Annotated in this window: 28 protein-coding genes; 13 read left to right on the top strand and 15 right to left on the bottom strand. The window is 62.5% G+C overall.

Going from position 1 to position 26,781, the window contains the following annotated elements:
• Positions 1–88 precede the first annotated feature (88 nt).
• Positions 89–1,372 (top strand): FAD-binding oxidoreductase, encoded by a 1,284-nt coding sequence (locus AA098_RS11035; RefSeq protein ID WP_003250557.1) that lies wholly within the window; start codon positions 89–91, stop codon positions 1,370–1,372.
• Between the two features lie 111 nt (positions 1,373–1,483).
• Here AA098_RS11035 and AA098_RS11030 read toward each other — a convergent pair whose 3' ends face one another.
• On the bottom strand, positions 1,484–2,218 hold the full coding sequence (locus AA098_RS11030) for a peptidase C39 family protein (RefSeq protein ID WP_003250555.1): 735 nt from the start codon (positions 2,216–2,218) through the stop codon (positions 1,484–1,486).
• A gap of 166 nt (positions 2,219–2,384) precedes the next feature.
• Between AA098_RS11030 and AA098_RS29490 the strand changes: the two genes are divergently transcribed.
• A complete protein-coding gene (locus AA098_RS29490; RefSeq protein ID WP_003250553.1) occupies positions 2,385–2,558 on the top strand; it encodes a hypothetical protein in 174 nt (57 codons plus the stop codon).
• 126 nt (positions 2,559–2,684) lie between these two features.
• Here the strand turns inward: AA098_RS29490 and AA098_RS11025 are convergent, their stop codons facing one another.
• On the bottom strand, positions 2,685–3,437 hold the full coding sequence (locus tag AA098_RS11025; RefSeq protein ID WP_003250551.1) for a TerC family protein: 753 nt from the start codon (positions 3,435–3,437) through the stop codon (positions 2,685–2,687).
• 28 nt (positions 3,438–3,465) lie between these two features.
• On the bottom strand, positions 3,466–3,705 hold the full coding sequence (locus AA098_RS11020; protein ID WP_003250549.1) for a hypothetical protein: 240 nt from the start codon (positions 3,703–3,705) through the stop codon (positions 3,466–3,468).
• 132 nt (positions 3,706–3,837) lie between these two features.
• Here AA098_RS11020 and nhaR point away from each other — a divergent pair, with 132 nt between their 5' ends.
• The 3 genes from nhaR to AA098_RS11005 all read left to right on the top strand — a co-directional run bounded on the left by nhaR (position 3,838) and on the right by AA098_RS11005 (position 6,776).
• On the top strand, positions 3,838–4,731 hold the full coding sequence (gene nhaR / locus AA098_RS11015) for a transcriptional activator NhaR (RefSeq protein WP_004573709.1): 894 nt from the start codon (positions 3,838–3,840) through the stop codon (positions 4,729–4,731).
• Positions 4,732–4,828: 97 nt separating this feature from the next.
• The gene (gene sstT / locus AA098_RS11010; RefSeq protein WP_064614217.1) at positions 4,829–6,040 is read left to right on the top strand and encodes a serine/threonine transporter SstT; all 1,212 of its coding nucleotides are present in this window, start codon (positions 4,829–4,831) and stop codon (positions 6,038–6,040) included.
• 88 nt (positions 6,041–6,128) lie between these two features.
• A complete protein-coding gene (locus AA098_RS11005) occupies positions 6,129–6,776 on the top strand; it encodes a YceH family protein (RefSeq protein ID WP_004573713.1) in 648 nt (215 codons plus the stop codon).
• Positions 6,777–6,780: 4 nt separating this feature from the next.
• On the opposite strand, the gene AA098_RS11000 is transcribed toward AA098_RS11005, so the two are convergent.
• The 3 genes from AA098_RS11000 to ahpC all read right to left on the bottom strand — a co-directional run bounded on the left by AA098_RS11000 (position 6,781) and on the right by ahpC (position 9,897).
• Positions 6,781–6,969, bottom strand: coding sequence for a hypothetical protein (locus AA098_RS11000; protein WP_003250541.1), 189 nt, complete (start codon positions 6,967–6,969; stop codon positions 6,781–6,783).
• A 677-nt stretch (positions 6,970–7,646) separates the two neighbouring features.
• Positions 7,647–9,209: an alkyl hydroperoxide reductase subunit F gene (gene ahpF, locus AA098_RS10995; protein ID WP_004573714.1), complete on the bottom strand. Its 1,563-nt coding sequence runs from the start codon at positions 9,207–9,209 to the stop codon at positions 7,647–7,649.
• A 124-nt stretch (positions 9,210–9,333) separates the two neighbouring features.
• Positions 9,334–9,897, bottom strand: coding sequence for an alkyl hydroperoxide reductase subunit C (gene ahpC, locus AA098_RS10990; protein ID WP_003250537.1), 564 nt, complete (start codon positions 9,895–9,897; stop codon positions 9,334–9,336).
• Between the two features lie 321 nt (positions 9,898–10,218).
• On the opposite strand from ahpC, the gene AA098_RS10985 reads away from it, so the two are divergent.
• On the top strand, positions 10,219–11,283 hold the full coding sequence (locus AA098_RS10985; protein ID WP_064614216.1) for a TerC family protein: 1,065 nt from the start codon (positions 10,219–10,221) through the stop codon (positions 11,281–11,283).
• 7 nt (positions 11,284–11,290) lie between these two features.
• Here AA098_RS10985 and AA098_RS10980 read toward each other — a convergent pair whose 3' ends face one another.
• The 3 genes from AA098_RS10980 to AA098_RS10970 form a co-directional block, all read right to left on the bottom strand.
• Positions 11,291–11,680: a hypothetical protein gene (locus tag AA098_RS10980; protein WP_060537715.1), complete on the bottom strand. Its 390-nt coding sequence runs from the start codon at positions 11,678–11,680 to the stop codon at positions 11,291–11,293.
• Positions 11,673–13,070, bottom strand: a complete 1,398-nt coding sequence (locus AA098_RS10975; RefSeq protein WP_060537723.1) for a PAAR domain-containing protein — start codon at positions 13,068–13,070, stop codon at positions 11,673–11,675. The genes AA098_RS10980 and AA098_RS10975 overlap by 8 nt, the downstream gene beginning before the upstream one ends.
• Before the next feature lie 163 nt (positions 13,071–13,233).
• Positions 13,234–14,463 carry an acyl-CoA dehydrogenase gene (locus tag AA098_RS10970; protein WP_003250533.1) on the bottom strand — a complete coding sequence of 410 codons (1,230 nt, stop codon included), beginning with the start codon at positions 14,461–14,463 and terminating at the stop codon, positions 13,234–13,236.
• A 140-nt stretch (positions 14,464–14,603) separates the two neighbouring features.
• On the opposite strand from AA098_RS10970, the gene AA098_RS10965 reads away from it, so the two are divergent.
• Complete coding sequence (locus AA098_RS10965; RefSeq protein ID WP_004573723.1) at positions 14,604–15,527, top strand: LysR family transcriptional regulator; 924 nt, start codon at positions 14,604–14,606, stop codon at positions 15,525–15,527.
• 193 nt (positions 15,528–15,720) lie between these two features.
• Positions 15,721–16,875, top strand: coding sequence for a cysteine desulfurase family protein (locus AA098_RS10960; protein ID WP_060537721.1), 1,155 nt, complete (start codon positions 15,721–15,723; stop codon positions 16,873–16,875).
• Positions 16,876–16,932: 57 nt separating this feature from the next.
• Here AA098_RS10960 and AA098_RS10955 read toward each other — a convergent pair whose 3' ends face one another.
• The 3 genes from AA098_RS10955 to nfsB all read right to left on the bottom strand — a co-directional run bounded on the left by AA098_RS10955 (position 16,933) and on the right by nfsB (position 18,612).
• On the bottom strand, positions 16,933–17,370 hold the full coding sequence (locus AA098_RS10955; RefSeq protein WP_019751987.1) for an RES family NAD+ phosphorylase: 438 nt from the start codon (positions 17,368–17,370) through the stop codon (positions 16,933–16,935).
• Complete coding sequence (locus AA098_RS10950; protein ID WP_003250525.1) at positions 17,367–17,816, bottom strand: antitoxin Xre/MbcA/ParS toxin-binding domain-containing protein; 450 nt, start codon at positions 17,814–17,816, stop codon at positions 17,367–17,369. Before AA098_RS10950 ends, AA098_RS10955 begins: the two co-directional genes overlap by 4 nt.
• 142 nt (positions 17,817–17,958) lie before the next feature.
• Positions 17,959–18,612 (bottom strand): oxygen-insensitive NAD(P)H nitroreductase, encoded by a 654-nt coding sequence (gene nfsB / locus AA098_RS10945; RefSeq protein WP_064614215.1) that lies wholly within the window; start codon positions 18,610–18,612, stop codon positions 17,959–17,961.
• 103 nt (positions 18,613–18,715) lie between these two features.
• Between nfsB and AA098_RS10940 the strand changes: the two genes are divergently transcribed.
• From AA098_RS10940 to AA098_RS10930, 3 genes are read left to right on the top strand one after another with little or no spacing between them, the layout of a single operon-like run.
• Entirely contained in the window at positions 18,716–19,639 is a 924-nt protein-coding gene (locus AA098_RS10940; protein WP_064614214.1) for a LysR family transcriptional regulator, read from the top strand.
• 48 nt (positions 19,640–19,687) lie between these two features.
• A complete protein-coding gene (locus AA098_RS10935) occupies positions 19,688–20,518 on the top strand; it encodes an AraC family transcriptional regulator (protein WP_003250518.1) in 831 nt (276 codons plus the stop codon).
• A gap of 51 nt (positions 20,519–20,569) precedes the next feature.
• Positions 20,570–21,154: a LysE family translocator gene (locus tag AA098_RS10930; protein ID WP_004573728.1), complete on the top strand. Its 585-nt coding sequence runs from the start codon at positions 20,570–20,572 to the stop codon at positions 21,152–21,154.
• A gap of 39 nt (positions 21,155–21,193) precedes the next feature.
• Here AA098_RS10930 and AA098_RS10925 read toward each other — a convergent pair whose 3' ends face one another.
• The gene (locus AA098_RS10925; protein WP_014861778.1) at positions 21,194–22,393 is read right to left on the bottom strand and encodes a sugar transporter; all 1,200 of its coding nucleotides are present in this window, start codon (positions 22,391–22,393) and stop codon (positions 21,194–21,196) included.
• A gap of 205 nt (positions 22,394–22,598) precedes the next feature.
• Between AA098_RS10925 and AA098_RS10920 the strand changes: the two genes are divergently transcribed.
• Positions 22,599–23,915: a hypothetical protein gene (locus AA098_RS10920; protein WP_064614213.1), complete on the top strand. Its 1,317-nt coding sequence runs from the start codon at positions 22,599–22,601 to the stop codon at positions 23,913–23,915.
• A gap of 110 nt (positions 23,916–24,025) precedes the next feature.
• Here AA098_RS10920 and calA read toward each other — a convergent pair whose 3' ends face one another.
• Positions 24,026–25,078: a vanillin reductase gene (gene calA / locus AA098_RS10915; protein ID WP_064614212.1), complete on the bottom strand. Its 1,053-nt coding sequence runs from the start codon at positions 25,076–25,078 to the stop codon at positions 24,026–24,028.
• Between the two features lie 181 nt (positions 25,079–25,259).
• On the opposite strand from calA, the gene AA098_RS10910 reads away from it, so the two are divergent.
• Positions 25,260–26,165 carry an AraC family transcriptional regulator gene (locus AA098_RS10910; protein ID WP_003250509.1) on the top strand — a complete coding sequence of 302 codons (906 nt, stop codon included), beginning with the start codon at positions 25,260–25,262 and terminating at the stop codon, positions 26,163–26,165.
• 63 nt (positions 26,166–26,228) lie between these two features.
• On the opposite strand, the gene thpR is transcribed toward AA098_RS10910, so the two are convergent.
• A complete protein-coding gene (thpR, locus tag AA098_RS10905; protein ID WP_064614211.1) occupies positions 26,229–26,774 on the bottom strand; it encodes an RNA 2',3'-cyclic phosphodiesterase in 546 nt (181 codons plus the stop codon).
• Between the last annotated feature and the right edge of the window lie 7 nt (positions 26,775–26,781).

Genomic DNA, 26,781 nt, shown 5'->3' with positions numbered 1-26,781 from the left:
GATTTTCACCAGACGACTAGCGGGTGTTTATTATTATTGATAGCATCGGTACATTCGTTAAAAATATAAAACACGAGGTTCCTGCAGCATGGCTAACACCCCCTACCCCCAGTCCTACTACGCCGCCTCGGCCAACCCGGTGCCGCCACGTCCGGCGCTGCAGGGTGAGGTGGAAACCGATGTGTGCATCATCGGTGCCGGCTACACCGGCCTGTCCAGCGCCCTGTTCCTTCTGGAGAACGGCTTCAAGGTGAGCATCGTCGAAGCGGCCAAGGTCGGCTTCGGCGCATCGGGCCGCAACGGCGGCCAGATCGTCAACAGCTACAGCCGCGACATTGATGTCATCGAACGCACCGTCGGCCCCAAGCAGGCACAACTGCTGGGCCACATGGCCTTCGAGGGCGGGCGCATCATTCGTGAACGCGTGGCCAAGTACAACATTCAGTGCGACCTGAAAGATGGTGGCGTATTCGCTGCCCTTACCAGCAAGCAGATGGGTCACCTGGAATCGCAAAAGCGCCTGTGGGAACGCTTTGGCCATAATCAGCTGGAGCTGATGGACCAGAAGCGCATCCGCGAAGTGGTTGCCTGCGACAGCTACATCGGCGGCATGCTCGACATGAGCGGCGGCCACATCCACCCGCTGAACCTGGCCCTGGGTGAAGCTGCCGCGGTCGAGTCGCTGGGTGGCATCATCTATGAGCAAACCCCGGCCGTGCGCATCGAACGTGGTGCCAACCCGGTCGTGCATACCCCGCAGGGCAAGGTCCGCGCCAAGTTCATCATCGTTGCCGGCAACGCCTACCTGGGCAACCTGGTGCCCGAGCTGGCCGCCAAGTCCATGCCATGCGGCACGCAGGTGATCACCACCGAGCCACTGGGCGAAGAACTGGCCCGCACCCTGCTGCCGCAGGACTACTGCGTCGAGGACTGCAACTACCTGCTCGACTACTACCGCCTGACCAGCGACAAGCGCCTGATTTTCGGTGGCGGCGTGGTGTACGGCGCGCGTGACCCGGCCAACATCGAGGCGATCATCCGCCCGAAAATGCTCAAGGCCTTCCCGCAGCTGAAGAACGTGAAGATCGACTACGCCTGGACCGGTAACTTCCTGCTGACCTTGTCGCGCCTGCCACAGGTTGGCCGGATTGGCGACAACATCTACTACTCGCAGGGTTGCTCGGGCCACGGCGTGACCTACACCCACCTGGCGGGCAAGGTACTGGCCGAGGCCCTGCGTGGCCAGGCCGAGCGTTTCGACGCCTTTGCTGGCCTGCCGCACTACCCGTTCCCAGGTGGCCAGATGCTGCGTGTACCGTTCAGCGCCATCGGTGCCTGGTACTACAGCCTGCGCGATCGCCTGGGCTTCTGATTCAGGCAGGCCTGGCCTTTTCGCCGGCAAACCTGCGCCCACACGGACTGTGCAATAAGCACAAATCCTGTGGGCGCGGGCTTGCCGGCGAAGAGGCCGGCACAGGCAACGCTATTCGTTCAGGCTATTGACCGCCTGCTTCGCCGCAATCTCTTGCCCCGCCTTGGCCAATTCATCCGCAGCGTGCAACCACCGCTGGCGATCAACCTGAGCCGGCAGTTGCCGAGGTGGCTGCACCAGCACCGCCCAACTCCCCTGCTTCTCCCATGCCGATGCAAATTCATCGAATGCCATCACCTGCCGCCGGTGCATGCCCGAGCGCAGCAGCACCCGCTGCTTGTAACGGTCATAGCCCATCAACACCGCATAGCGCGGCTCGCTCCACCAGGCCGAACCGTCCTCGTAACGCAGCAGCACCGGGTTGCCCGCTGCCACCTGGGTCAGCAGCGCGTCCAGTTGCTTGTCCAGCGGGTACACCACCCTACCGTAGTCCCGCGCCACACGGGGAATAGCGGTATCCAGCGTTTCGGCGCCCTGAGGCAGGTTGAGCGGCTTATCCAGCAAGCCCGGCGTAATAGGCGCCCCCTGCTGCGACAGCACTGCCGCCAGCGCCATGGCCCCGCTGTGGTTGGCGTTGCCACGGTAGAACGGCACGCTGCTGATCTCGACTCGCTGCGGCAGGCCCTTGAGGTTGCCGGGCGGTGCGCTGGCGCAGCCGGCCAGGGTGGCAGCCAGCAGGCAGGCAGCCAGTAGCCGCCGGGGGGCAGCCTTGAAGGAATGTTGCTCCATGGACACTCGCTTGTTCCAACGCCAGGCAGGCAGCGCCCGGCTCTGGCCACCGATCATAGGTCCGACAGCGGCGCGGGTATAGTCCGACAGCGCCTTGGAGCGAATCGGCCCTAGAGATAGACCATTGTTCGATGGAACGTCACAGACGAAGGGCTAGACTAAAGCAGTGTCTGGAAGGTAAACGCGGGCCAATCAAGCGCTTGCCGCAAAGATGGAGGCACAGATGAGCCTGACCATGGCAATTCTCATGCTGGTAGGCATGTGGCTGAGCGTCGCAGCCGCCATGCTGTGGGGTGTACTGCGTATCGTGCGGCGTCATGCACACCACCTGCCACCGCAGGCACCCGCCAAGCCACAGCCAGTAAGACGGCCGCGGCGGCATGCCGGGGTGAGCTAACCTCAGGATTTCCCGAAGCCCACTGACTGACAAGCCCGCTGCACAGGTATTCGCATTGCCAGTGCCACGCGAATACCTATGCAGCGGGCTTGTCCGCAAGAGGGGCGCGAGGCGCCCCTTTTTACATCAACCTTCAGCCGCCTCACGCTTCAGACGCGCTCGGCGGGCCAGGATGTTGAGGACCTCGATAGCCGTCGAGAACGCCATGGCCGCATACACATAGCCCTTGGGTACATGGGCGCCAAAGCCTTCGGCGATCAGCGTCATGCCGATCATGATGAGGAAGCCCAGCGCCAGCATGACCACGGTCGGGTTGTCGTTGATGAAGTTGGCCAGCGGGTCGGCGGCCACCATCATCACGATCACAGCCGTGATAACGGCGATAATCATGATGGGCAGGTGCTCGGTCATGCCCACGGCGGTGATGATGCTGTCGACCGAGAAGACGATGTCCAGCAGCAGGATCTGGAAGATCGCCGCAGCAAAGCCCAGGGTCACCGTGGAGGAGACTTTGGCTTCCTCCTTGGCGCCATGCGGGTCGACGTTTTCGTGAATTTCCTTGGTCGCCTTCCACAGCAAGAACAAACCACCGGCAATCAGAATCACATCCTTCCACGAGAAGGCGTTGCCGAACACTTCGAACACCGGGTCGGTCAACTGGACGATCCAGGCCACGGTGCTGAGCAAGGCCAGCCGCATGACCAAGGCCATGCTGATACCGATACGCCGCGCCTTGGAGCGGTACTCCACCGGCAGTTTGTTGGTCAGGATCGAGATGAAGATCAGGTTGTCGATGCCCAGTACAACTTCCATGGCCACCAGCGTAGCCAGGGCAACCCAGGCGGTAGGGCTAGCGGCGAGTTCCAGCAAATATTCCATTGTTCAAATCCTGCAGCAGCGGTTGGGGTCAGATTTCCTGGGTTTCTTCTTTCTTCTCGGCATCCTTGGGCTTCTGCCCTTCGCCGCCGATGGCTTCGCTCAGCGCCTGCTGGGCAGCCTTGTTGGTGTCGTCGATGGCCTGCTTGGCCGACTGCGCGGCCTGGTCGAGCATCTGCTGGGCGGATTTCTCGGCCTGGTCGCAGCCTGCCAGGGTGAACAGGGCCAAAGCCAGCACCAATGGGGTGCCAATGGATTTGAGTTGCAGCATGGTGTCCTCGCTTGAAATAACCCGGCGGCGCATGGCGCCTGATAGCCGTGCATTCTAGAGACGGCAATAGTTCAGGAAAATTCGTATTTTCATGGCATATACTTCGGTTTTTACGAATCGGGACGACCGACGGTGCTTAACTATCGCCAGCTGCATTACTTCTGGGCCGTGGCCAAGACGGGCAGCATCACCCGCGCCAGCCAACAGCTGAACCTCACACCACAAACCATTAGCGGGCAGATCACGCTGTTCGAGCAAACCTACGGCCTGGAACTGTTCCAGCGCGCCGGCCGGCAGCTGGAACTGACAGAAACCGGCCGCCAGGCCCTGGTGTATGCAGAGCAGATGTTTCAGATTGGCAGCGAGCTTGAAGCCATGCTGCGCGCCGGCCCTCAGGAGCAGATCCTGTTTCGTGTGGGGGTGGCTGACGTGGTGCCCAAATCCATTGTCTACCGCCTGCTGGCACCGACCATGGACCTGGAGGAGGTGCTGCGCATCAACTGCCGCGAAGACAAACTTGAGCGGTTACTGGCAGACCTGGCTATTCAGCGCCTGGACCTGGTGATTTCCGACAGCCCCATGCCTAACCACCTGGACATCAAGTGCTACAGCCAAAAGCTGGGCGAGTGCGGACTGAGCTTCTTCGCCACCCCGGCGCTGGCACAACGGCTTGAAGGTCCTTTTCCAGCTTGCCTGCAGGATGCTCCGCTGCTGGTTCCCGGCCAGGAGACCGTGGTAAGCAGCCGCTTGCTGCGGTGGCTGGGCGAGCAGCAGGTGCAGCCACGGATCGTGGGGGAGTTCGATGACAGTGCCTTGATGCAAGCGTTCGGGCAGTCGGGCAGCGGCATTTTCGTTGCGCCCAGCGTAATCGCCGAGGAGGTGTGCCGTCAGTATGGCGTGCAACTGATCGGGCAGACCGAGGCCGTGCACGAGTCGTTCTATGCCATTTCGGTGGAGCGCAAGGTCAAGCACCCAGGGATCGTGGCGATTACCGAGGGGGCGCGGCGGGAGTTGTTTCACTGGTAGCCATCCAAGCCTGATTGACTAGCAACAAGGCGCGCCGTGCCCACCAGGTGCTCTATGGTAAAGTCCGCCCTTTCCAGATTCCGAGATACCGCTGCACATGACGCCTCTCCTCCGCTTCCTCAACCGCACCAGCCTGGTGACTCAGATCGTCATCGGCCTGCTCGCCGGCATCGCCCTCGCCCTGCTGGCACCTACCATCGCCCGCGACCTGGCCTTTCTTGGCAAGGTGTTTGTCAGCGCCCTGAAGGCGGTTGCGCCCGTGCTGGTGTTCATCCTGGTCATGGCTTCGGTCGCCAACCATCGTCACGGCCAGGAAACCCACATTCGCCCGATCCTCTGGCTGTACCTGCTGGGCACCTTTGCCGCAGCAGTGGTGGCCGTGGTTGCCAGCATGCTGTTCCCGTCGTACCTGGTACTAAGCACCAGCGAAGCCACGCTGAGCGCGCCAGGCGGCATCACCGAGGTGCTGCAGAACCTGCTGCTGAGTGCGGTAGACAACCCGGTCAATGCCCTGCTCAATGCCAACTTCATCGGCGTGCTGACATGGGCCATCGGCTTGGGCGTGGCCCTGCGCCACGCCGGCGAAACCACCCGTACCGTGGTCGAAGACCTGTCCACGGGTGTAACCCTGATCGTGCGCGTGGTCATCCGCTTCGCCCCGCTGGGCATCTTTGGCCTGGTCAGCTCCACCCTGGCCCAGTCGGGCCTGGACGCGCTGCTCGGCTACCTGCACCTGTTGGCGGTACTGATCGGCTGCATGCTGTTCGTGGCGCTGGTGATGAACCCGCTGATCGTGTTCTGGAAGATTCGCCGCAACCCCTACCCGCTGACGCTGCTGTGCCTGCGTGAAAGCGGTATTACCGCGTTCTTCACCCGCAGCTCGGCCGCCAACATCCCGGTGAACCTGGCGTTGTCGGAACGCCTTGGCCTGCATGAAGACACCTACTCGGTGTCGATCCCGCTGGGCGCGACCATCAACATGGCCGGTGCGGCGATCACCATTACCGTGCTGACCCTGGCCGCCGTGCATACCCTGGGTATCCAGGTGGACCTGCCGACTGCCGTGCTGCTCAGCGTGGTGGCGGCAGTGTGCGCCTGCGGCGCCTCGGGCGTGGCTGGGGGTTCGCTGCTGCTGATTCCGCTGGCGTGCAGCCTGTTTGGCATCCCTAGCGAAATTGCCATGCAGGTAGTGGCGGTGGGCTTCATCATCGGCGTGTTGCAGGATTCTGCCGAAACGGCGCTGAATTCTTCAACCGATGTGCTGTTCACCGCGGCGGCGTGTCAGGCCGAAGAGCAGCGTAACGGCTAAGCGGGCCGGGGCCGCTTTGCGGCCCCAATTGCCTTACGCGATCGCATTACCTACCCTAGTGGCCTTTCCCCAGCCACGAGACAGGGCCATGTCAGAACACGAAACCGCAGGTGAAGGCCGCTTCAACAGCATCGAGGTCCGCGTTCTCGGCTCGCTGATCGAAAAGCAGGCCACCAGCCCGGAAAGCTACCCGCTGACCCTCAATGCCCTGGTCCTGGCCTGCAACCAGAAGACCAGCCGCGAGCCGGTGATGAACCTCACCCAAGGCCAGGTCGGCCAGGCGCTGCGCGTCCTCGAAGGTCAGGGCATGACCCGCCTGCAGATGGGCAGCCGTGCCGACCGCTGGGAACATCGGGTAGACAAGGCACTGGAGCTGGTGCCAGCGCAGTTGGTGCTGATGGGCCTGATGTTCCTGCGGGGCCCGCAAACCCTCAACGAACTGCTGACCCGTAGCAACCGCCTGCACGACTTCGACGACACCGAGCAGATCCAGCATCAGCTGGAGCGCCTGATCTCGCGGGGCCTGGCCTTGCACCTGCCACGCCAGGCCGGCCAGCGTGAAGACCGCTACACCCATGCCTTGGGCGACCCGGCGGAAATCGAGGCTATTCTCGCTGCACGGCAGCAGGAAGGCGGCGCGCGCACCAGTGGCGGCAGTGTGTCCGAAGAACGCATCGAGGCCCTCGAAGCCCGCATTGCGGCGCTGGAAGCACGCCTGGCCGAGCTGGAAGGCTGAGCCGTCACGGCTCGGGGTCGGGGAAATTGCGGCAGCTCTTGCGCTCGGCCAGCTCCCGGTCAGTGGGGCGCTGGTCGACGAACACAGCGCGACCGTCGGCGTAGATTTCCAGGTAGCCCCAGTGCAGGTCCTGCTCTTGCTGCCCGGGCTTTGGGGGGACTAGCCACCAGGGTTCGCGGCTGATCAGGGTCATCGGTTTGATTCCTGAGGGGTCTGCAGTAAGCATAGACACCTTCAGGTCCTGCTTTGCTTGCACCGGCCCTTTCGCGGGTAAACCCGCTCCTACAGCGTCCTGTGTCCAACCCTCGATGTGTGTCCGCCACCAATCTGCGTAGGAGCGGGTTTACCCGCGAATACGGTGGCGGCGGCGACGGTGAACGGCAGGTGGAGATTGTCCAGCAGGCCCGGCCTCTTCGCGTGTAAACCCGCTCCTACGACGGCCTGTGTCCAGCCCTCGATGTGTGTCTACCACCGATCTGTGTAGGAGCGGGTTTACCCGCGAATACGGTAGCGGCAGCAACGGTGAAAGGCGGGTGGAGATTGGCCAGCAGGCCCAGCCACCGACATGTGTCCACCACCGATCCGATGTAGGAGCGGGTTTACCCGCGAATACGGTAGCGGCAGCAACGGTGAAAGGCGGGTGGAGATTGGCCAGCAGGCCCGGCCACCGACATGTGTCCACCACCGATCCGATGTAGGAGCGGGTTTACCCGCGAATACGGTAGCGGCAGCAACGGTGAACGGCGGGTGGTGATTGGCCTGCAGGCCCGGCCTCTTCGCGGGTAAACCCGCTCCTACGGGGATCTTCACAGTTTCAACAACTGCGCAGTCCTGTGAGAGCGGCTTCAACCGCGAAAGGGCCGTACAGGCTTACGCCGGTGCCGAAGTCCGAATCAGGTGGTCAAAGGCCGCGAGCGACGCCTTGGCCCCCTCACCCACCGCAATGACGATCTGCTTGTACGGCACGGTAGTCACGTCACCTGCTGCAAACACACCCGGGATGCTGGTCTGGCCCTTGGCGTCGACAATGATTTCGCCACGCGGCGACAGCTCGACGGTGCCCTTCAGCCAGTCAGTGTTGGGCAACAGGCCAATCTGCACGAAGATGCCTTCCAGTGCCACCTCGTGCTGTTCATCCGTGGTGCGGTCCTTGTAGCGCAGGCCGGTGACCTTCTCGCCATTGCCCAGCACCTCGGTGGTCAGCGCGCTGGTGATCACGTTGACGTTCGGCAGGCTGCGCAGCTTGCGTTGCAACACCGCATCGGCACGCAACTGGCTGTCGAACTCAATCAGCGTCACCTGGGCGACGATACCGGCCAGGTCGATGGCCGCTTCCACACCCGAGTTGCCGCCGCCAATCACCGCCACGCGTTTGCCCTTGAACAGCGGGCCGTCACAGTGCGGGCAGTAGGCCACGCCGCGGCCACGGTACTCTTGCTCACCCGGCACGTTCATTTCGCGCCAGCGGGCGCCGGTGGCCAGGATCACGGTCTTGGCCTTCAGCGAAGCGCCCCCCGCCAGGCGCACTTCGTGCAGACCGCCCTCGGCGGCCGGAATCAGCGCTTCACCGCGCTGCAGGTTCATGATGTCGACGTCGTACTGTTTGACGTGCTCTTCCAGCGCCGTGGCCAGCTTCGGCCCTTCGGTTTCCTGCACCGAGATGAAGTTCTCGATGGCCAGAGTGTCCAGCACCTGGCCGCCGAAGCGCTCGGCTGCAACACCGGTGCGGATGCCCTTGCGGGCAGCGTAGATGGCAGCAGCGGCGCCAGCGGGGCCACCGCCGACAACCAGCACGTCAAAGGCCTCCTTGGCGTTGATCTTCTCGGCCTGGCGGGCGCCAGCGTTGGTGTCGATCTTGCCAATGATTTCTTCCAGGCCCATACGGCCCTGACCAAACACTTCACCGTTGAGGTAGATACTCGGAACCGCCATGATCTTGCGCGATTCCACTTCGTCCTGGAACAGCGCACCGTCGATGGCAACATGGCGCACGTTGGGGTTGAGTACCGCCATCAGGTTCAGTGCCTGGACGACGTCCGGGCAGTTCTGGCACGACAGCGAGAAGTAGGTTTCGAAGTTGAATTCACCTTCCAGGGCCTGGATCTGCTCGATCACTTCGGCACTGGCCTTTGACGGGTGGCCACCCACTTGCAGCAGTGCCAGCACCAGCGATGTGAACTCGTGGCCCATGGGGATGCCGGCGAAGCGCAGGCTGATAGCGGCACCCGGGCGGTTCAGCGAGAACGAAGGGCGACGGGCATCGGTACCGTCCGCGCTGAAGGTAATGAGGTTCGACAGGCCGGCAATCTCCACCAGCAGGTCGTGCAATTCGCGGGACTTCGCGCCGTCGTCGAGGGAAGCAACGATCTCGATCGGCTGGGTGACCCGCTCCAGGTAGGTTTTCAGTTGCGATTTAAGCGTGGCGTCCAACATACGGGCGATTCCTTTTTCAAAACTCGGATACAAAAACGCCCAGGCGAGGTCGCCCGGGCGCTTGACGGGGCGGTAGGTACTTCAGCTTTGGCGGCTGCTTACCGCCCGCGTTATGGGCATGACCTTAGATCTTGCCTACGAGGTCCAGCGACGGCGCCAGAGTGGCTTCGCCTTCTTTCCACTTGGCCGGGCACACTTCGCCTGGGTGAGCGGCAACGTACTGAGCAGCCTTGACCTTACGCAGCAGTTCAGCAGCATCACGGCCTACACCACCGTCGTTCAGCTCGACAATCTTGATCTGGCCTTCCGGGTTGATCACGAAGGTACCGCGGTCGGCCAGGCCGGCTTCTTCGATCAGCACGTCGAAGTTGCGCGAAATGACGTGAGTCGGGTCACCGATCAGCGGGTATTCGATCTTGCCGATGGTGTCCGAAGTGTCGTGCCAGGCTTTGTGAGTGAAGTGGGTGTCGGTGGAAACACCGTAGATTTCCACGCCCAGTTTCTGGAACTCGGCGTAGTTGTCAGCAAGGTCACCCAGCTCGGTCGGGCAAACGAAGGTGAAGTCGGCCGGGTAGAAGAACACGACAGACCACTTGCCTTTCAGATCGGCTTCGCTGACCTGAACGAACTCGCCTTTGTGGTAGGCGGTGGCGTTGAAAGGTTTGACCTGGCTGTTGATGATTGGCATGAGAGACACTCCTTCATGGGGTTGGAATCAGTTGATGGATAGAATCCTAACTAATCATCCCGCTGAAGGCTCATTGGCAAAGCTCATGCTTTCGATTGGTTTTGGCTATAACCGAGGTTACTTAATAGAAGGGAACGGGCTGAGCAAAGGATTGCGGTCCTGAGCGCTGCACTGGCAAAGAAATGTAACAGCTCCCCATTCGGCATCACGGGCAAACGGGTCTAGGCTCAAGCCCATGTGATACCGGGCCCCTCTGACGGCTGCCAAGCCGCCATGTCGGATCACTGTTGCCTTGCAACGTCGACATTCAAGGAGGGGCTCATGACAGCTCTGCAAGCATTCCTCACAACACCTGTCCTCGGTACCAGCGCCTGGTTGTGGCTGGTGTTCATGGCCATCGTCATCGGTTTGTTGGTGCTCGACCTGGGCGTGCTGCACCGCCACGACCGGGAAATTGAAATGCGCGAGAGCCTGCTGCTGTATTCAGGCTATTTCAGTGTCGGTGTGCTGTTTGGCGCGGGGGTCTGGTACCAGTTGGGTGCACAGTCGGCACTGGAGTTCTACACCGGTTTCCTGGTCGAACAGTCGCTGTCGATGGACAACGTGTTCGTCATGGCGATGATCTTCAGCTACTTCGCCATCCCCCGCCGCTACCAGCACCGCGTGCTGTTCTGGGGCATCCTGGGCGTGGTGTTCCTGCGGGCCATCATGATCGGCGTGGGCGCGGCGCTGGTACAGAACTTTGCCTGGGTGCTGTACATCTTCGGTGCCTTCCTGCTGTTTACCGGGGTGAAAATGGCGCTGTCGAAGGAAGACAGCCGCCCGGACCTGGCCAACAACCCGATCCTCAAGTTCGTGCGGCGGCACATGCGGGTTACCGACCAGATCCATGGCTCGCACTTCTTCGTACGCCACACCCCGGCCGGGCACAGCAAGGCGCTGCGTTATGCCACCCCGCTGTTTCTGGCGCTGGTACTGATCGAACTGGCCGACCTGGTGTTTGCCGTCGACAGCGTGCCGGCGATCTTCGCCATCACCCAGGACCCGTTCATCGTCTACACCTCCAACATCTTCGCCATCCTCGGCTTACGCTCGCTGTATTTCGCGCTGGCGGCGCTGATGCACCGGTTCGTCTACCTCAAGTACGCACTGGCGCTGGTGTTGATCTTCATTGGCTGCAAGATTTTCTACCACGGCATGGTGGGCAAGGTGCCGGCGCTCCTGTCGTTGGGCGTGACATTCGGGTTGTTGCTGGGTGGGGTGGTGATTTCGTTGATCAAGACGCGGGGGCAGACGTTGAATAAAGAGGACAAGACGATAGAAAAAGCAGCTAACGATAAGAAAACAACGGGAGAAAAAAGGAATGACCCACAGTTACGGGTCTGAGTTGCAATCATTGCTTGATGATGAAGTAACCAACCGCTCCCCAAAGTGAGGCAATCAAGATCAACCAAAGGGCTGCTCCCATATCTCGCCTCAACTTTGGGGGAAAATTGTCAAGCTCCGCTTCGTTCAACCATCCGAGGCGTAAATGTAACCTTGGGAATGTGACCAAAGCGCTTACTGTACTCATCAGTAGGCATCGATGCCTTAGGTTTCGTCCGCCCCATACGGGTTTCATCTGCTCAAGATAGGGGTTGCTCGTGATCGCTGAAAGGGCGACATCAAAATCACCCGACAAAGCAATTTTCACATTGATAGCGATCCCCGCAAGGCCCAGGACGAAAGGCGCAATCAGGAATCCTATTTGCAACAATGGGGACCAATTGTCAAAGTCAATCATCAGTCACCTCATGAAGGAGTTCACCGGTCCGCTCTCCGAGGGCGCCAATACCAATAGCGCCTGCAGAAGAGGCTGCGCCAACGATCGCAATCCCGCACACTGCACCAAACCCACCGGTACCCACCGCAAAAATACCGCATAACGCAGCTGCTGCAGCACCTCCACCAGAGGCGCCTACCAACCCTCCCGTTAGACCCCCTACAAAATTTCCCGCTTCAGTAAACCGAACCTTTCGACAAGCACGAGTCTCCCCGGCCCGACAGACTTCATTTACTTTCAGATAAGACGAGGTCCCGCCCAGCCCAATCGCTGCATACCCTCCGTATTGCAGGTACTTACTTAACCGCGCCACCTTCTCAAGATGTGTCGCATACCCCGGAATCTGCCCCGGTCCGCCCGCTTTCGACCAATGGTGCACCAGGCTCTTGGTAGAGATATTCAAGCTCTTCTTCAGCCGCTCATAGCTCCCCAGATTCAGTTGCTTATTAAGCAACGCCGCTTTCAACTGGCCATCCAGTTGCTGCAACAACCGCCTGCGCTCGGCGAAGAAACCCGGACTATTCAAATGGCCATGGTGCATGAACTCACGCTGGTGCAATTGCTCGATGCTGGTCAAGGTATTGCTTACTTGTTTCAAGCCTTGATCCAGCATGTCCTTGCCCACGCCCATGGACAGACTGGCGTTGCTGAGCAAGCCGGCGATTTCGGCCTGGTGCTGCATCATGAAATCCGCTTCGACGTAGTCGAGTGCCTCCAGCGCACGCCGCGCATGCTGCGCAGCCGCCATAAGCTCTCCCTCTTCGCGCGTGCAGGCATTTCCATTGTCAGGATCACCGATAACGAAGATTTCCCCAGCTTTGAACCCTTGCGCATACGTGGGGTTGAGCCGCTGTAACCGTGAGATCGGCAACGTGGAATCGTGACCGGCCAGTTGAAGCAGTATCTGGGGAAACGACATGCGTCGTGGAACCACGTAGAAGCCAGGCTCCAGCGAACCAGGCAGTGCACCTATTACCGGTTGGGAGAAGCGCTCGGGGTTGAAGGTGGGTGACAGCTCGGCAGCGTGGGTATTGGCACGCCCTGCAATGGAGTGCATGGACGGCGGAGCCTCATACAAGGGCGCGACTACCCGGTTGGTGCCCGGCGAACAGCCACAGACAACCAACGCACCATCCATAGCCACCCGCTGGCCATCTGAAATAAAGTGATCCACACCTTCGGCGACAGTTCCCGCCTGCCCACAAAGAGGGCATGGCGTGGTGTGGTCGCCTTCACGGAGCACCATTCGGCCTTCGTCCAGATAGCCGGCCCCCGTCGCAATACAGACAGCACCCGTTGTGGTGACATCGCCGTCTACCGCCTGACCTTTCCCCTCTAGATTGACGCGCAGATATGAACTCCCTGTACTTGATTCAGGTTGGAAACCTATCACCAGCAAGGGAGATTCAAGTGGCCTCAGCCAAAATTCAGATACGTCCTACAAGTTGCAGGACTTTGCGCAATCACTGCAGGCGCGGGTTTAATCGCGAATGGGCCGGCGCAGGCTGACGCGTTCACCGCCCGCTACGCAACATCTCCACCGGCACATACTTGCCAATCTCGTATTTGCCAATCGCCGCCCTGTGCACTTCATCCGGCCCGTCAGCCAGGCGCAGGGTGCGCTGCATGGCATACATGTAGGCCAGCGGGAAATCGCCACTTACCCCTGCCCCACCATGTATCTGGATAGCCCGGTCGATCACTTTCAAGGCCACGTTCGGCGCCACCACCTTGATCTGGGCGATCTCGCTACGGGCCACCTTGTTGCCGACGGTGTCCATCATGTAGGCCGCTTTGAGCGTCAGCAGCCGGGCCATGTCGATTTCCATGCGCGAGTCGGCGATCTTGTCGACGTTGCCGCCCAGGCGTGCCAGTGGCCGACCAAAAGCAGTACGCTCCACCGAGCGCTTGCACATCAACTCGAGTGCGCGCTCGGCCATGCCGATCGAGCGCATGCAGTGGTGAATACGGCCAGGGCCCAGGCGGCCCTGGGCAATTTCGAATCCGCGGCCTTCGCCAAGGATCACGTTTTCGTACGGCACCCGCACATTTTCGAAAAGGACTTCGGCATGACCATGGGGCGCATCGTCATAACCGAACACCGGCAGCGGGCGAACGATCTTCACGCCTGGCGTGTCGGTCGGCACCAGCACCATGGAATGCTGCTGGTGGCGTGGCCCTTCAGGGTCGGACAGGCCCATGAAGATCATGACCTTGCAGCGCGGGTCGCAGGCGCCGGAAGTCCACCACTTGCGGCCGTTGATCACCCACTCGTCACCGTCCCGTATGGCGGTAGCAGCCATGTTGGTGGCGTCCGAGGAGGCCACGTCCGGTTCGGTCATGGCAAACGCCGAGCGGATCTCACCACGCAGCAGCGGCTCCAGCCACTGGCGTTTCTGCGCCTCGCTGCCATAGCGCACCAGCACTTCCATGTTGCCGGTGTCCGGCGCGGAGCAGTTGAACGGCTCCGGTCCGAGCAACGAGCGGCCCATGATCTCAGCCAGCGGGGCGTACTCCAGGTTGCTCAGGCCGGCGCCGTATTCCGACTCTGGCAGGAACAGGTTCCACAACCCTTCGGCGCGGGCCTTGGCCTTGAGCGCCTCCATGATTGCAGTGGGCTGCCAGCGGTCACCCTCGGCGACCTGGCGCTCGAACACGGCTTCGGCGGGGTAGACATGAGCGTCCATGAACGCAGTGACACGCTCGCGCAGTGCCTGGACCTTGGGCGAATAGGCGAAATCCATCTGGGCTACCTTCACAGTTCGGAGTACTTGGGCCAGAGCCTAGAGCAGCATTGCTCCATCCACCTAGTCTATTTTCCGCGTGTATAAACATTCATAACCGATATATGATCGGCCGATAATTCCAACAAAGAGCGGCGCCCATGAACCTTAGCAAGGTCGACCTCAACCTGTTCATCGTGTTCGATGCGATCTACACCGAAGCCAACCTGACCCGCGCCGGGCAGATCGTCGGCATTACCCAGCCGGCAGTGTCCAATGCCCTGTCGCGCCTGCGCGAAACCTTCAATGACCCGCTGTTCGTGCGTACCGCGCAAGGCATGGTGCCCACCCCCATGGCGCAGAACATCATCGGCCCTGTGCGCAACGCGCTGGCGCTGCTGCGGACCTCGGTGCAGGAAAGCCGCATTTTCAACCCGCAGCAGGCCAACAAGACCTTCCGCATCAGCATGACCGACCTGACCGAGGCGGTCATCCTGCCGCCGCTGTTCCAGCGCCTGCGCCGTCTGGCGCCGGCAGTCGTGATTGAAAGCTTCCTGTGCAAGCGCCGCGAGACCACCAAGGAACTCGCGGCCGGCCGCCTGGACTTTGCCATCGACGCGCCACTGAACACCGACCCGCAGGTGCGCCACATCAAACTGATGCAAGACCGCTATGTCTGCGCCCTGCGCCAAGGTCACCCGCTGGCCGACAGCAAGCTGACCCTCGACAGCTACCTGGGCATGACCCACATCCATATCTCCAGCCGCCGCAACGGCCTGGGTTACGTCGACCTGGCGCTGGGCAAGATGGGTGTTCAACGCAAGGTCGCCCTGCGTTCGCAACACTACCTGATGGCGTCGCAGGTGTTGCAGCAGACCGACATGGCGATGACGGTCCCCGAGCGCTTCGCCCGTCGCCATCAGTTGCGTTATCAGGCGCTGCCGGTGGAGGTACCTGCGCTGGAAACGCACCTGTACTGGCATGAAAGCACCGACCAGGACCCGGCCAACCGCTGGATGCGCGAGCAGATCACGGAATTGTGCGAGCGCGTGGTTGCAGAGGAAGAGAAGGCTCTGGAGCCCTGACGGTGCCGGCGAGGGACCCTTCATGGCCCTCACCAGGCAAAGTAGAAAATCCCATGAAAGATCTTCGATAGAGAATTTTTTTCTAAAATAATCGCGAATCGACCTGAGGGAAACGAAAAAAATACCGCTGCTGGCAGGTACGCTTACGTCAATGATCGCCGATTTCACGGCCACTGACACGGACCCGCCCTCAATGCCTAGCGCCCCACTCTACTTCGATTACGCCGCCACTACCCCAGTCGACGACCGGGTTATCGAAACCATGCTCGCCTGCCTGGGCAACCAGGCCAACTTCGGCAACCCGGCGTCCAGCGGCCACGCCTTCGGCCAGGCTGCACGTCACGCCGTGGACCAAGCGCGCCAGCAAGTCGCCGAGTGCGTCGGCGCGCACGCCGAGCATCTGGTATGGACGTCGGGTGCGACCGAGTCCAACAACCTGGCACTCAAGGGTATTGCCCAAGGCATCGGCCAGCCCGGGCACCTGATCACCAGCCAGCTGGAACACAAGGCCGTGCTCGACACCGTGGCCGAACTGGAGCGCCAGGGCTGGGCCGTTACACGCCTGGCAGCGGATGCCGACGGCCTGATCCAGCCCGCAAGCGTGCAGGCTGCGTTGCGCGCTGACACCCGCCTGGTGTCGCTGATGGCGGTCAACAACGAACTGGGCACGGTCACCGATTTTGCCGCGATCGGCGAGCAGGTGCGTGCCCACGGTGCCCTTCTGCACGTGGATGCCGCGCAGGCCGTGGGCAAGCTGGCGATCGACCTGCATACGATGGCCGTGGACCTGATGTCTTTTTCGGCGCACAAGGTCTACGGGCCAAAAGGCATCGGTGCGCTGTATGTCGGGCCGCGCGCCCGCGTGCTGATGCGTGCGCAGATGCACGGCGGCGGCCATGAGCAGGGCCTGCGTTCCGGCACCCTGGCGACCCATCAGATAGCGGGCATGGGCAGCGCCTTTGCCTTGGCCGGCCAACCTGGCGACAGCGAGCACCAGCGCCTCGAGCAACTGGCAAGACGCCTGCGCACAGGCCTGCTGGCCATGCCCGGCGTTACCCTGAACGGCTGCGCCAAGCAACGCATTCCCCATACCTTGAACCTGTGCATCGACAGCAAAGGCTTCAACAGTGCGGCACTGGCCGGCGAACTGGCCTTGTCGACCACCTCGGCCTGCAACTCGGCGAGCAACGCTGCCTCGCATGTGCTGCTGGCACTGGGGCTGGATGAGCGTCAGGCTCGCAACAGTGTGCGTTTGAGCATCGGCCGTTTCAGCACCGAGGCTGACGTGGACAAGGCGCTCGAAGTGTTTGGCCGAGTGCTGACGACAGCATCGGCCGCACTGTGGTGACCACCTCGGCTGTTTTCGCCTTGCCTGACCTGCGTCTCAAGACTTTTCGTACAGAGGCTAGAACAGGCGGCTGTCCGGGGTGAAATCCTCAACCTGGATTTTCGCGCTCTGCGCCTGCGGGTGCCGTGGGTTGAACAGGTAATTGGTGGTGCTGGGCATGATCGCGCTTGGCACCGGCAGCAGCAATGCCGAACCGTCATCCAGAAAGCGATTGCCCAGCGTACGGGTCAACTCAGGGTGAGCAGACCAGCCGGGCTGCAAAGCGGGCAACTGTGCCTGGGAAACCGTGTCGGGCAGTTCGATGCGAAGCAAGCGCATGGTGGTCGGGAAATCCTCGGGGTCGATCTCCAGGTGCACCAACACTTCCAGCATCGCCCCGGGAGGGCTGGTGGCGGCATACACCACCGGCCGCCCCGCCTGGTGCCAGCGGCCACTTACACGCAAGCCCCCCGTACCACTCAAGTCTGCATAGGCGCTGATTCGCCACAAAATCACAGGCCATAGCCCTCGGCAATCTGCAGCAGCATTTCTTCGACCTGCGTGGTGCCTTGCTGGGTGGTGAGCATCTGCATCGGCGTCAGCCCCGAGAAACGCTCCTTGGGCTTGGAAAGCCAGCGTTTGGCCTTGCCCGCTTCACCGAACACAGCCTCGGCCATGGCGGTGATGTGGGCCGAGCGGAACAGCCGATCGCTCTCATCCACGGTCAGCGGTTGGTCGCGCTCGATACGGGATTTGAGGGTGCGCAGCGGGATGATCTGGTCGCGCTCCACCGGCGTGAGCACACCGCGTTCGGTCAGCTTTACCAACCAGGTGGCGGCAAAACCATCGGTGATGCGGGTGTGGATTTCGAAATCACTGGCAAGCTCGGGAATGTCCAGCAGCGCCTGCAAGCGCGCCCGGTACTCGTGGTAACCGTTGTCGCGAAGCACTTCGGCAAGCATGGCAGGCTCCTTTTCGGCATTTGCCGATAAGTATGCGGTATATGCCGGGTCATTGCCAGTTTGCCTGATCGGGCGGTCGACGTCTGGGCTTTGCCAGATTAACCGCCAGCGTTGCCAGGGCCGCACAGCGGCCCCGGAAACCTCACAGGAAGGTGAACACTTGCGATGCCGGCAACCGCGACTTGCTCAGCCCGGCATTGAAGTCCGCCTCACTGCGGTAACCCAGGCTCAGGATCACCACACTGGTAAAGCCACGCTCACGCAAACCCAGTTCGGCATCGAGGACCTTGCTGTCGAAGCCCTCGATCGGCGTGGCATCCAGCCCATGCGCCGCTGCACCCAGCAAGGCAGTTCCCAACGCCAGGTAGGTCTGCTTTTCCATCCAGTGCTGCACATCCTTCTGGTCGAAGCGGTGCAGGTTGACGTAGTGCCTGCGGCTCTGGTTTTGCCCGGCGCGCGCTTGCTCATCACGGAAACGGCCATCGGCAGCCTCTTGATCGAGCACGGCGTTCAGGTGTTCTTCAGTCATTTCGGTACGGGTGCAGAACACGATCACATGCGAGGCATCGAAAAGCTTCTGCGTGTTGTAGGCATAACCCTCAGCAGTGCTCTTGGCCAGGCGGGCCTTGCCTTCGGCCGTGTCGGCGACGATGAAATGCCAGGGCTGGGAATTGACCGACGACGGGCTGTGACGCAGTTGTTCGAGCAGGGCGTCGACGGTGGCCTGGGGAATGCGGCGTGAGGCATCGTAAGCTTTGGTGGTGTAACGGCGCTTGGCCAGCGATACGGTATCCATGCGACAACTCCGGGATGAACAGTGGATTTGCCGGGCATCTTATCTTTCCAGCAAAAAAGAAAAAGCGGCACAATGTAACAACACTTTCATCCCTGGAATGAAAATGCTGCGCATCACCGACCTCGAACTGTTTGCCCGCAGCAGCGTGCTGGGTAGCTTCACTGCCGCCGCCCATGAAGCCGGCCTGCTGCCGGGCCAGGTGGCTGCCGCGATCAAACGTCTGGAACGCGACCTGGATGTACGCCTGTTCGCCCGCACCACCCGCAGCCTGCGCCTGACCGCCGAGGGCGAGCGCTACCTGCCAACCGCGCTGAATGTGCTGGAAAGCCTGCGCCAGGGCCATGAAGATCTGCATGGCAACCCCAATAGCCTGCGCGGCACCCTGCAGGTGTCGGCCCCTTCCGACATGGGCCGCAACATGCTGCTGCCCTGGCTCAGCGCTTTCCGCCGCGACCACCCGGCATTGCAACTGCGCTTCTTCCTGTCCGACCAGATGGCCGACCTCAACCGCGACCCTGTGGATGTGGCCATCCGCTATGGCCTCAACCAGGATGCCAACTACATCGCCCTGCCACTGGCCGAATGGAACCGCCGAGTGCTGGTGGCCTCGCCCGACTACCTGGCCCGCCACGGCCGCCCGCTTACCCCCGACGCGCTGCAGCAGCATGCCTGTCTGCTGTACATGCAGCACAGCCGGGTGTACGACAAGTGGCAGCTGGGTAACCGCACCGTGCAGGTGCGTGGGCCGCTGGTCAGTGACGATGCCGACGTCATCCGCCGCCTGGCCATCCAGGGGGAAGGTATCGTCTACAAGTCGTGGCTGGATGTCAGCGCCAACATCGCGGCCGGTGAACTGGAAATGGTCCTGCCCGAATTGCTCGGCGAGCCTACCCCGCTGACCTTGGTCTGCCCTCATCGCAAACAACTCACACCGGCCGTGAAGCAATTGCACCTGTGGCTACGCGAACGCTTCGAGGCCCTGCGCGCCCGGGCACTGACCAACGGCTGCACAATCGTTCCAGACTGAGCCGGGGGCATTGCGCTAAGGTTGCCATTTACCCCACGGTACCCGTCCATGAGCAACTGGATCGACTTCAAACAAGACGCCGACACCGGCATCGAGTCGGTCCGCGCGCATTTTGTCGGCCATGCCTATGATCCCCACTGGCACGACAGCTTCCTGGTCGGCGTGACCGAACAGGGCGTGCAGCAGTTCAACTGCCGCCGGGTGCGCCACCGCAGCACGCCGGGGCAGGTATTTTTACTTGAGCCTGGCGACATCCACGATGGCCTGGCGCCCACCGAAGAAGGCTTCACCTATTCGACGCTGTACCTGGAGCCCGCCTGGCTCGACCAACAGCTGCGCGCGCTGTACGAGCACGCGCCGGGCGACAGCCTGCCCAGCTTCGCCGACACCCTGTGCCACGACGAACGCCTGGCACGGGCCACCGCCCTGGCCTTCAGGGCCGTGCATGACCAGGACTTGCGCATCGTCAGGCAAACGGCCATGGACGATCTGCTGGCCTGCCTGACCCGCCACCTGCACTGGCGCCGCCGCATCAACCCCGACCCGCGCCTGCCGCTGACCGCACAGCGCGCCCGGGACTTCCTGCATGCCAATCTGGAGCGCGACATCGGCCTGGAGGACCTGGCCCAGGCCTGCGGCATTGACCGCTTTCGCCTGACGCGTGCGTTCAAGGCGGCGTTCGGCATTGCACCCCATGCCTACCTGATCCAGCTGCGCCTGGCCCGCGCGCGGCGCCTGCTTGCCCAAGGCCAGACACCGGCCGAAGTGGCCGTGGCGTTGGGCTTTGCCGACCAGAGCCACCTGGGGCGCTGGTTCCGCCGCGCCTACCAGTTGACCCCGGCCGACTACCGCAGGCGCTGCTCAAACCTTCCAGACTGAGTGCCGGCGGGCAGCGAGCATGGTGCTTCGATGTTACGGAGCCCATGAACCATGTCTGAGTCGTTGTTGCCCTTCATTCTGTTTGCCCTGGTGTCCAGTATCAGCCCGGGGCCGACCAACCTGTTGATCCTGGCCCATGGCGCCCGCCGGGGCCTGCGCGCAAGCCTGGCGCCGATCGTGGCGGCGTGTGGCGCGGCTGCAGCCATTGTGCTGCTCGTCGGGCTGGGGCTGGGCGAACTGCTGCTGCGCCACCCCCTGGCGCAACAGCTGATGAGCTGGGCCGGGGTGCTGTGGCTGAGTAGCCTGGCCTGGAAGATGCTGCGCAGTGCCGCCGCCCCGCTCCACACGACCACGGCGCCAGGCTTCAGTGCGCTCAGCGCGGCTTCGTTGCAGGTGGTGAACCCCAAGGTGTGGTTGATGGCCGTGGCGGTGGTCGGGGTATTTGCCGCGCCGTCGTTGCCAGTGTGGCAGCTGGCGCTGGTGTTCTTGCTGATCGCTCTGCCGAGCATGGCCGCGTGGGCGGTGTTGGGGGTGGGGAGCGCCCGGTGGCTGCAGGCACCGGGGCGGTTGCGGGTGTTCAACCAGGTACTGGCGGGGGTTTTGTTGATATCGGCATGGGCTGCCGTATTGGCCTGAGTCTCTACTTGACCGGCAAGGGGCCTGAGCGGCCCCGGCTCAGCGTGCCAACGCCTCGCGAAAGCGCCGGGTACTGGCAACGGCCAGTACCAGCCCGACCACTGCCACGCTGCCGCCCACCAGGCCGATATCCGCCACATTCATCTGGCTGCTGACGATACTGCCCAGCAGCGCACCCCCGCCAATACCGATGTTGTAGATACCCGAGAACAGCGCCATGGCCACATCGGTGGCGTCGGACGCCAGCTTCAGGGTCTTGGACTGCAGCGCCAGGCTGAAGCTGAGAATGGCCACGCCCCAGAACATGCTCAGCACTGCGAACACATAGAAGTTGCCCGACAGCGGCAACATCAGCAACAGGCACGCGGCGAGTACCCCGATCGAACCCACCAGGAAGCCATGCGGGAAGCGGTCGCTGTAACGGCTGAACAACAACGAACCAAAAACCCCGGCACCGCCGAACAACAGCAGCAACAGTGTGGTGCGGTCGCCGCCGATCTGCGCTACGTGCAGGGCGAACGGCTCGATATAGCTGTAGGCCGTGAACTGCGCGGTAATGACCAGCGTCACCAACAAGTAGGTAATGACCAGTGCCGGGCGCTTGAACAGGACCGGCAGGCTGCGCAACGAACCGGAGTTCTGGCTGGGCAGCAGCGGCAGCGATTTCATCAGGCACAGCATGGTGGCTAGCGCTACCCCGCCAATGCTCAGGAACGTGATGCGCCAGCCCAGTGCCTCGCCCACCACACGGCCCAGCGGGATGCCCAGGACCATGGCCAGGGTAGTGCCGGTGGCCAGCAGGCCCAGCGCCTTGGCCTGCTGGCCCGGCGGCGCCACACGCACCGCCAGCGAGGCGGTGATGGACCAGAACACCGCATGCGCCAGGGCAATGCCGATACGGCTGACCAGCAGCATGGCGAAGCTCTGCGAAAGCCACGACAGCAAGTGGCTGACAATGAACACCAGAAACACGAACAGCAGCAGACGCCGCCGTTCGATGTTGCGGGTCAGCAACATCATGGGCAACGAGGCCAGCGCCACGATCCAGGCATAGATGGTCAGCATCAGGCCGACCTGGGCAGTGCTCATGTCGAAGCTGCGGCCAATGTCACTGAGCAGCGCCACCGGGACGAACTCGGTGGTGTTGAAAATGAAGGCCGCCAAGGCCAGGGCGATGACGCTCAGCCAGCTGCCGCTGCCCGTTGTGGGTGGCAGGTGTGTGGGTATGGGTCCGTTCATGGGTGGAAACCGCTTCTCCGCAGACAAAGCAACAGGTCGCACGCCAGCCACCCGCTTGCAGGGGTGCCAACGTACGTTTTGTTATGGATAGGAATGCCCGGCATGGTACGCGTCAAGCTGGGGCCTCACAACCGCAGGGCAGGCAGAAGGAGTACCATGCGCGCTTTGTGTGAAACGCGCGTGCAACAAGGAGCCCGATCCGCTCATGGACAAGCAGCACCCCCAGCAGCAGTGGCAGCAGGCAGTCATCGCCTATGCCCAGGCCGTCAACGACTACGTCGCGCAGGGCCGTGCGCACGGCTGGGACAACCTCGAAGAGCCGCAGGCACCCGCCACCGAACACCTGCTCGACGCCTGGCTGGCAGCCCTGCAGGCAGCCAACCGCCCTGGCATGGACGAACCGCAGCGTCAGGCATTTCGCGAGGCCTGGCCACCCGCACACCACCCCTTGATACCGTTGCTCGAAGACCACGGCCAAGGCATCAGCCATGTCCTGCTGCTGGAAGATGGCAGCCTGCTGGCCCGCATCGGTATGCCTTACGACAAGGGCCAGGTGGTGCGTATCGATCACCATGGGGTAACCCCGGTCATCGGCATCGAACACTTTGGCCGTTGCCCGGCGCGGCGCTATTTCGCCCTGGCCAATGCCGAGGGCGTGCGTGTGACCGATGGCTGGGGCGGCCCGCAAGTGCAGCGCCTGGCCTGGCCTACCGGGCTGGAGGGGTTGCCGCCAGGCTACCCGTTCGAGCCGTTCGACCTGCCGCCCACACCGACCGCGCTGATCCCCTTCCCCGATGGCCAGCGAGTGCTGCTGGTGAGTGCCGAAGGTATCTTCGTGCTGGCCACTCAAGGTGCGACTCGCCTGCTGCCACAGCAGACACGCGTGCTCGATGAGCTGGCCGAGGGCACCGACCCGGACGACATCAGCCTGGGGCTGAGCATGGAGCATGGTGCGGTGTCGGCGGATGGCCGGCTGATCGTCGTGGGTGAGCAAGGCAGCCGACACCTTGTTCTGGACGAACGACTCAAGCCGCTGGCGCACATCGGCCCGGGCAGCGAATACCCGCACTTTGCCTTGTTCAACCGCGCGGGTGACCAGTTGATCGTCAATGCCTGCCATTTCTACGCCGGTGCCACGCTGGCCGTGAGGGTGGCAGACCTGCACGGGCTGAATACCGATTACTACAGCCAGGACCCGCGTACCCCGCTGGTGCAGGATGGCGCAAGGGTGTATGCGGGGGTTGCGCGCGATGGCGAGTACATTGTGGGTGATGCCTATGGCTACCTGCGGGCGTTTGGCGAAGAGGGTACGGAGCATTGGCAGCATTACCTGGGATCGACCATCAGTGCGATGGATATCAGCGCCGACGGACAGACGCTGGTAGCGGCGAGCCATGCGGGGGTTATTTCGGTGATTGCGCTGGATAGCGGGCGGCCCGAGTGGCAGATCGGTACCGGGGCGCACGGCGAGGTGCGGCGATGGTTGTTCTGGAAGGGCTGGGACAAGCCGATGGCCTGGTAAAACGGCTGCATCGGTGCTGCCTGTACGGGCCCCAACGCGCGCAAGCCCTACATCACCCCTGTGTAGGAGCGGGCTTGCCCGCGAAGAGGCCCGTACAGGCAACCGACCCATCAGCCCTGTAACGTGGCCATGTCGATCACGAACCGGTACTTCACATCCCCGGCAATCATCCGCTCATAGGCCTGGTTGATGTTGCGGATATCCAGCATCTCGATATCGCAACGGATGCCGTGCTCGGCGCAGAAGTTCAGTACTTCCTGAGTCTCGGCAATCCCCCCGATCAACGACCCCGCCAGCACCCGGCGCTTCATCACCAGGTTGGCCGCATGCAATGCCGGGTCGATCGGTTCGATCAGGCCAACCAGGATGTGCACACCGTCGAACTTCAGCGTTTCCAGGTACGGGTTGAGGTCGTGCTGCACCGGAATGGTGTCGAGCAGGAAATCGAAACGGCCAGCAGCGGCGCGCATCTGCTCGGCATCGGTGGAGACGATCACATGGTCGGCCCCTTGGCGGCGCGCTTCCTCGGCCTTGGCCTGAGAGCGCGTGAACAGGGTCACTTCCGCACCCAGGGCCTTGGCCAGTTTGATGCCCATGTGGCCCAGGCCGCCCATGCCGAGGATGCCGATCTTGTGGCCCGGGCCAACGCCGTGGTGCTTGAGCGGCGAATAGGTAGTGATGCCGGCACACAGGATAGGTGCAGCGCTGGGCAGGTCCATGCCGGCCGGTATGCGCACCACGAAGTGCTCGCTGACCACGATGCCGCTGGAATACCCCCCCATGGTGTTGCTGCCATCGACCCGGTCCGGGGTGGCGTAGGTCATGGTCGGGCCTTCGAGGCAATATTGCTCCAGGTCCTTGGCGCAGGCTTCACAGGTACGGCACGAGTCGACCATGCAGCCGACGCCCACCAGGTCACCGACCTTGTGCGCGGTGACTTTGTCGCCCACCGCCGTGACCCGGCCGATGATCTCGTGGCCCGGCATCAGCGGGTACACGGCAATGCCCCATTCGTTGCGCGCCTGGTGGATGTCGGAGTGGCACACGCCGCAGTACAGGATGTCGATGGCGACGTCATCCGGGCGCGGGCTGCGGCGTTGGAACGTCATGGGGGCCAGGGGGCTGGTGGGGGTTTGAGCGGCATAACCGATGGCGGTATACATGCAGGGCCTCGCAGTGAAGTGAAACGATTCAGGCGACGCATTTTGCGCGTCGTTCGCCGCCTCGCCCACGGCTGATTCTCCGGCATGCATGCCTGATTCTACGAAGATGCCAAGCTATAGCTGGCGCCACGCCCTCAATCTGCGATGATCAAGCTGTCTGATTCTCTGCCCTTGGTCCACCATGCAACTGACCCGTCACGTCGATGCCAATGCGCCGCTCTGCTCACTGATCCGCAGCCTCACCACGCGCCCGGGCTTCGTGCCCACCCTCCTGCCCCAGGTGCAGGTGCTGAGCTGGGACCACTATGTGGCCAGCAGCCCACAGATCTACGAACCCAGCCTCATGATCCTGGCCCAGGGCAGCAAGCTGGCACGCCTGGGGCCGCGCACCCTGGAGTACGGCGCCGGGCATTACCTGGTGCAGGCGTTGTCGGTGCCGTTCATGTGCGAAACCTTCGCCACCCCTGACGCGCCATTGCTGGGCGTGGCGGTGGGCATCGACCGTGGCGTGCTGGGCGAGTTGGTGCAGAGCATGGGCTTGGCACCGGACGCTGAAGTGCAGGCGCAAACACCGCAATCGATGACCTCCGCAGCACTGGATGCGCCAATGCGCGAAAGTGTGGAACGGCTGCTGCACTGCCTGCAGGACCCGCTTGACGCCAAGGTACTGGGCCCGGCGCGCGTACGCGAGGTGCTGTATACCGCGCTGCGCGGCCCGCAGGCCGGTGTGTTGCGGGCACTGGTGGAGCAACAGGGGCACTTCGCCCGCATCGGTGCCGCCCTCGCCCACCTGCGCGAGCACTACGCCGAGCCGCTGAGCGTGGAGGCACTGGCCGCGCGGGCCAACATGAGCGTTTCGACCTTCCATGAACACTTCAAGCGCTGCACCGACATGGCACCGATGCAGTACCTCAAGCGCTTGCGGCTGCTCAAGGCGCAGCAGATGCTGATTGGCGAAGGCCTGGGCGTGGCACAGGCTGCGCACAGGGTGGGCTATCAGAGCACCTCGCAGTTCAGCCGCGAATACAAGCGCCAGTTCGAACGCAGCCCAGGGGATGAATTGCCTTACCAAAGCATGCCGGTGTAATCACCCGATCTGAACAGCCCCTGCAGGTACGCATCCGGGACAAGGCGTTTTTCGCCCGGCGGGTCAGCCTGCCAGCGGCCACTGCGCCAAGGGCCGGTAAGCGCCCTTGCGTGACTCGTAAAGCGTGAAGTGGCGCGCGCTGAGGTAGAACTCCGGCGCGCTGCTGGCCTCGGGGGGTTGCCCGCGGTAATCCCTGGACAGGGTCAAGTGTGGCCGATACTCACGGTTGGCCGCATCCACCCCCAACGGCAGCAGTGCCTGCTGCAAGCCGTACACCAGTTGCAACAGGGCTGGCGGTGTCTGCTGTGGCTCCAGCACCAGCGCGCCGGCCCGCTGCCACACCTGCAAGCGGTCAAGCAGAAGCCGCGGTGCCATGGCCGGCAATGCCAGTTGATCGACTGCCGCACAGATCGCAGGCACCTGGGCGGTATCTACATCGCCGAGGAACAGCAGCGTGACATGGAAGTTGGCCGCCGGCACCGGTTTGCCGCTGCGCAGGTTCAGCCCGCGTCGCCACTGGGCCAGGTCACGGCGCTGCGCGTCGCTGACCGGCAAGGCGAAGAACAGCCGCTTGAACGGGCTACCGCTGGGGCGTATATCCTGAACCATACAAACT

Source organism: Pseudomonas sp. JY-Q, from assembly GCF_001655295.1.
GTDB classification, from domain to species: domain Bacteria; phylum Pseudomonadota; class Gammaproteobacteria; order Pseudomonadales; family Pseudomonadaceae; genus Aquipseudomonas; species Aquipseudomonas alloputida.
Note: the sequence above shows the minus strand (reverse complement) of the source record. Positions and strands in the feature narration are given on the sequence as shown.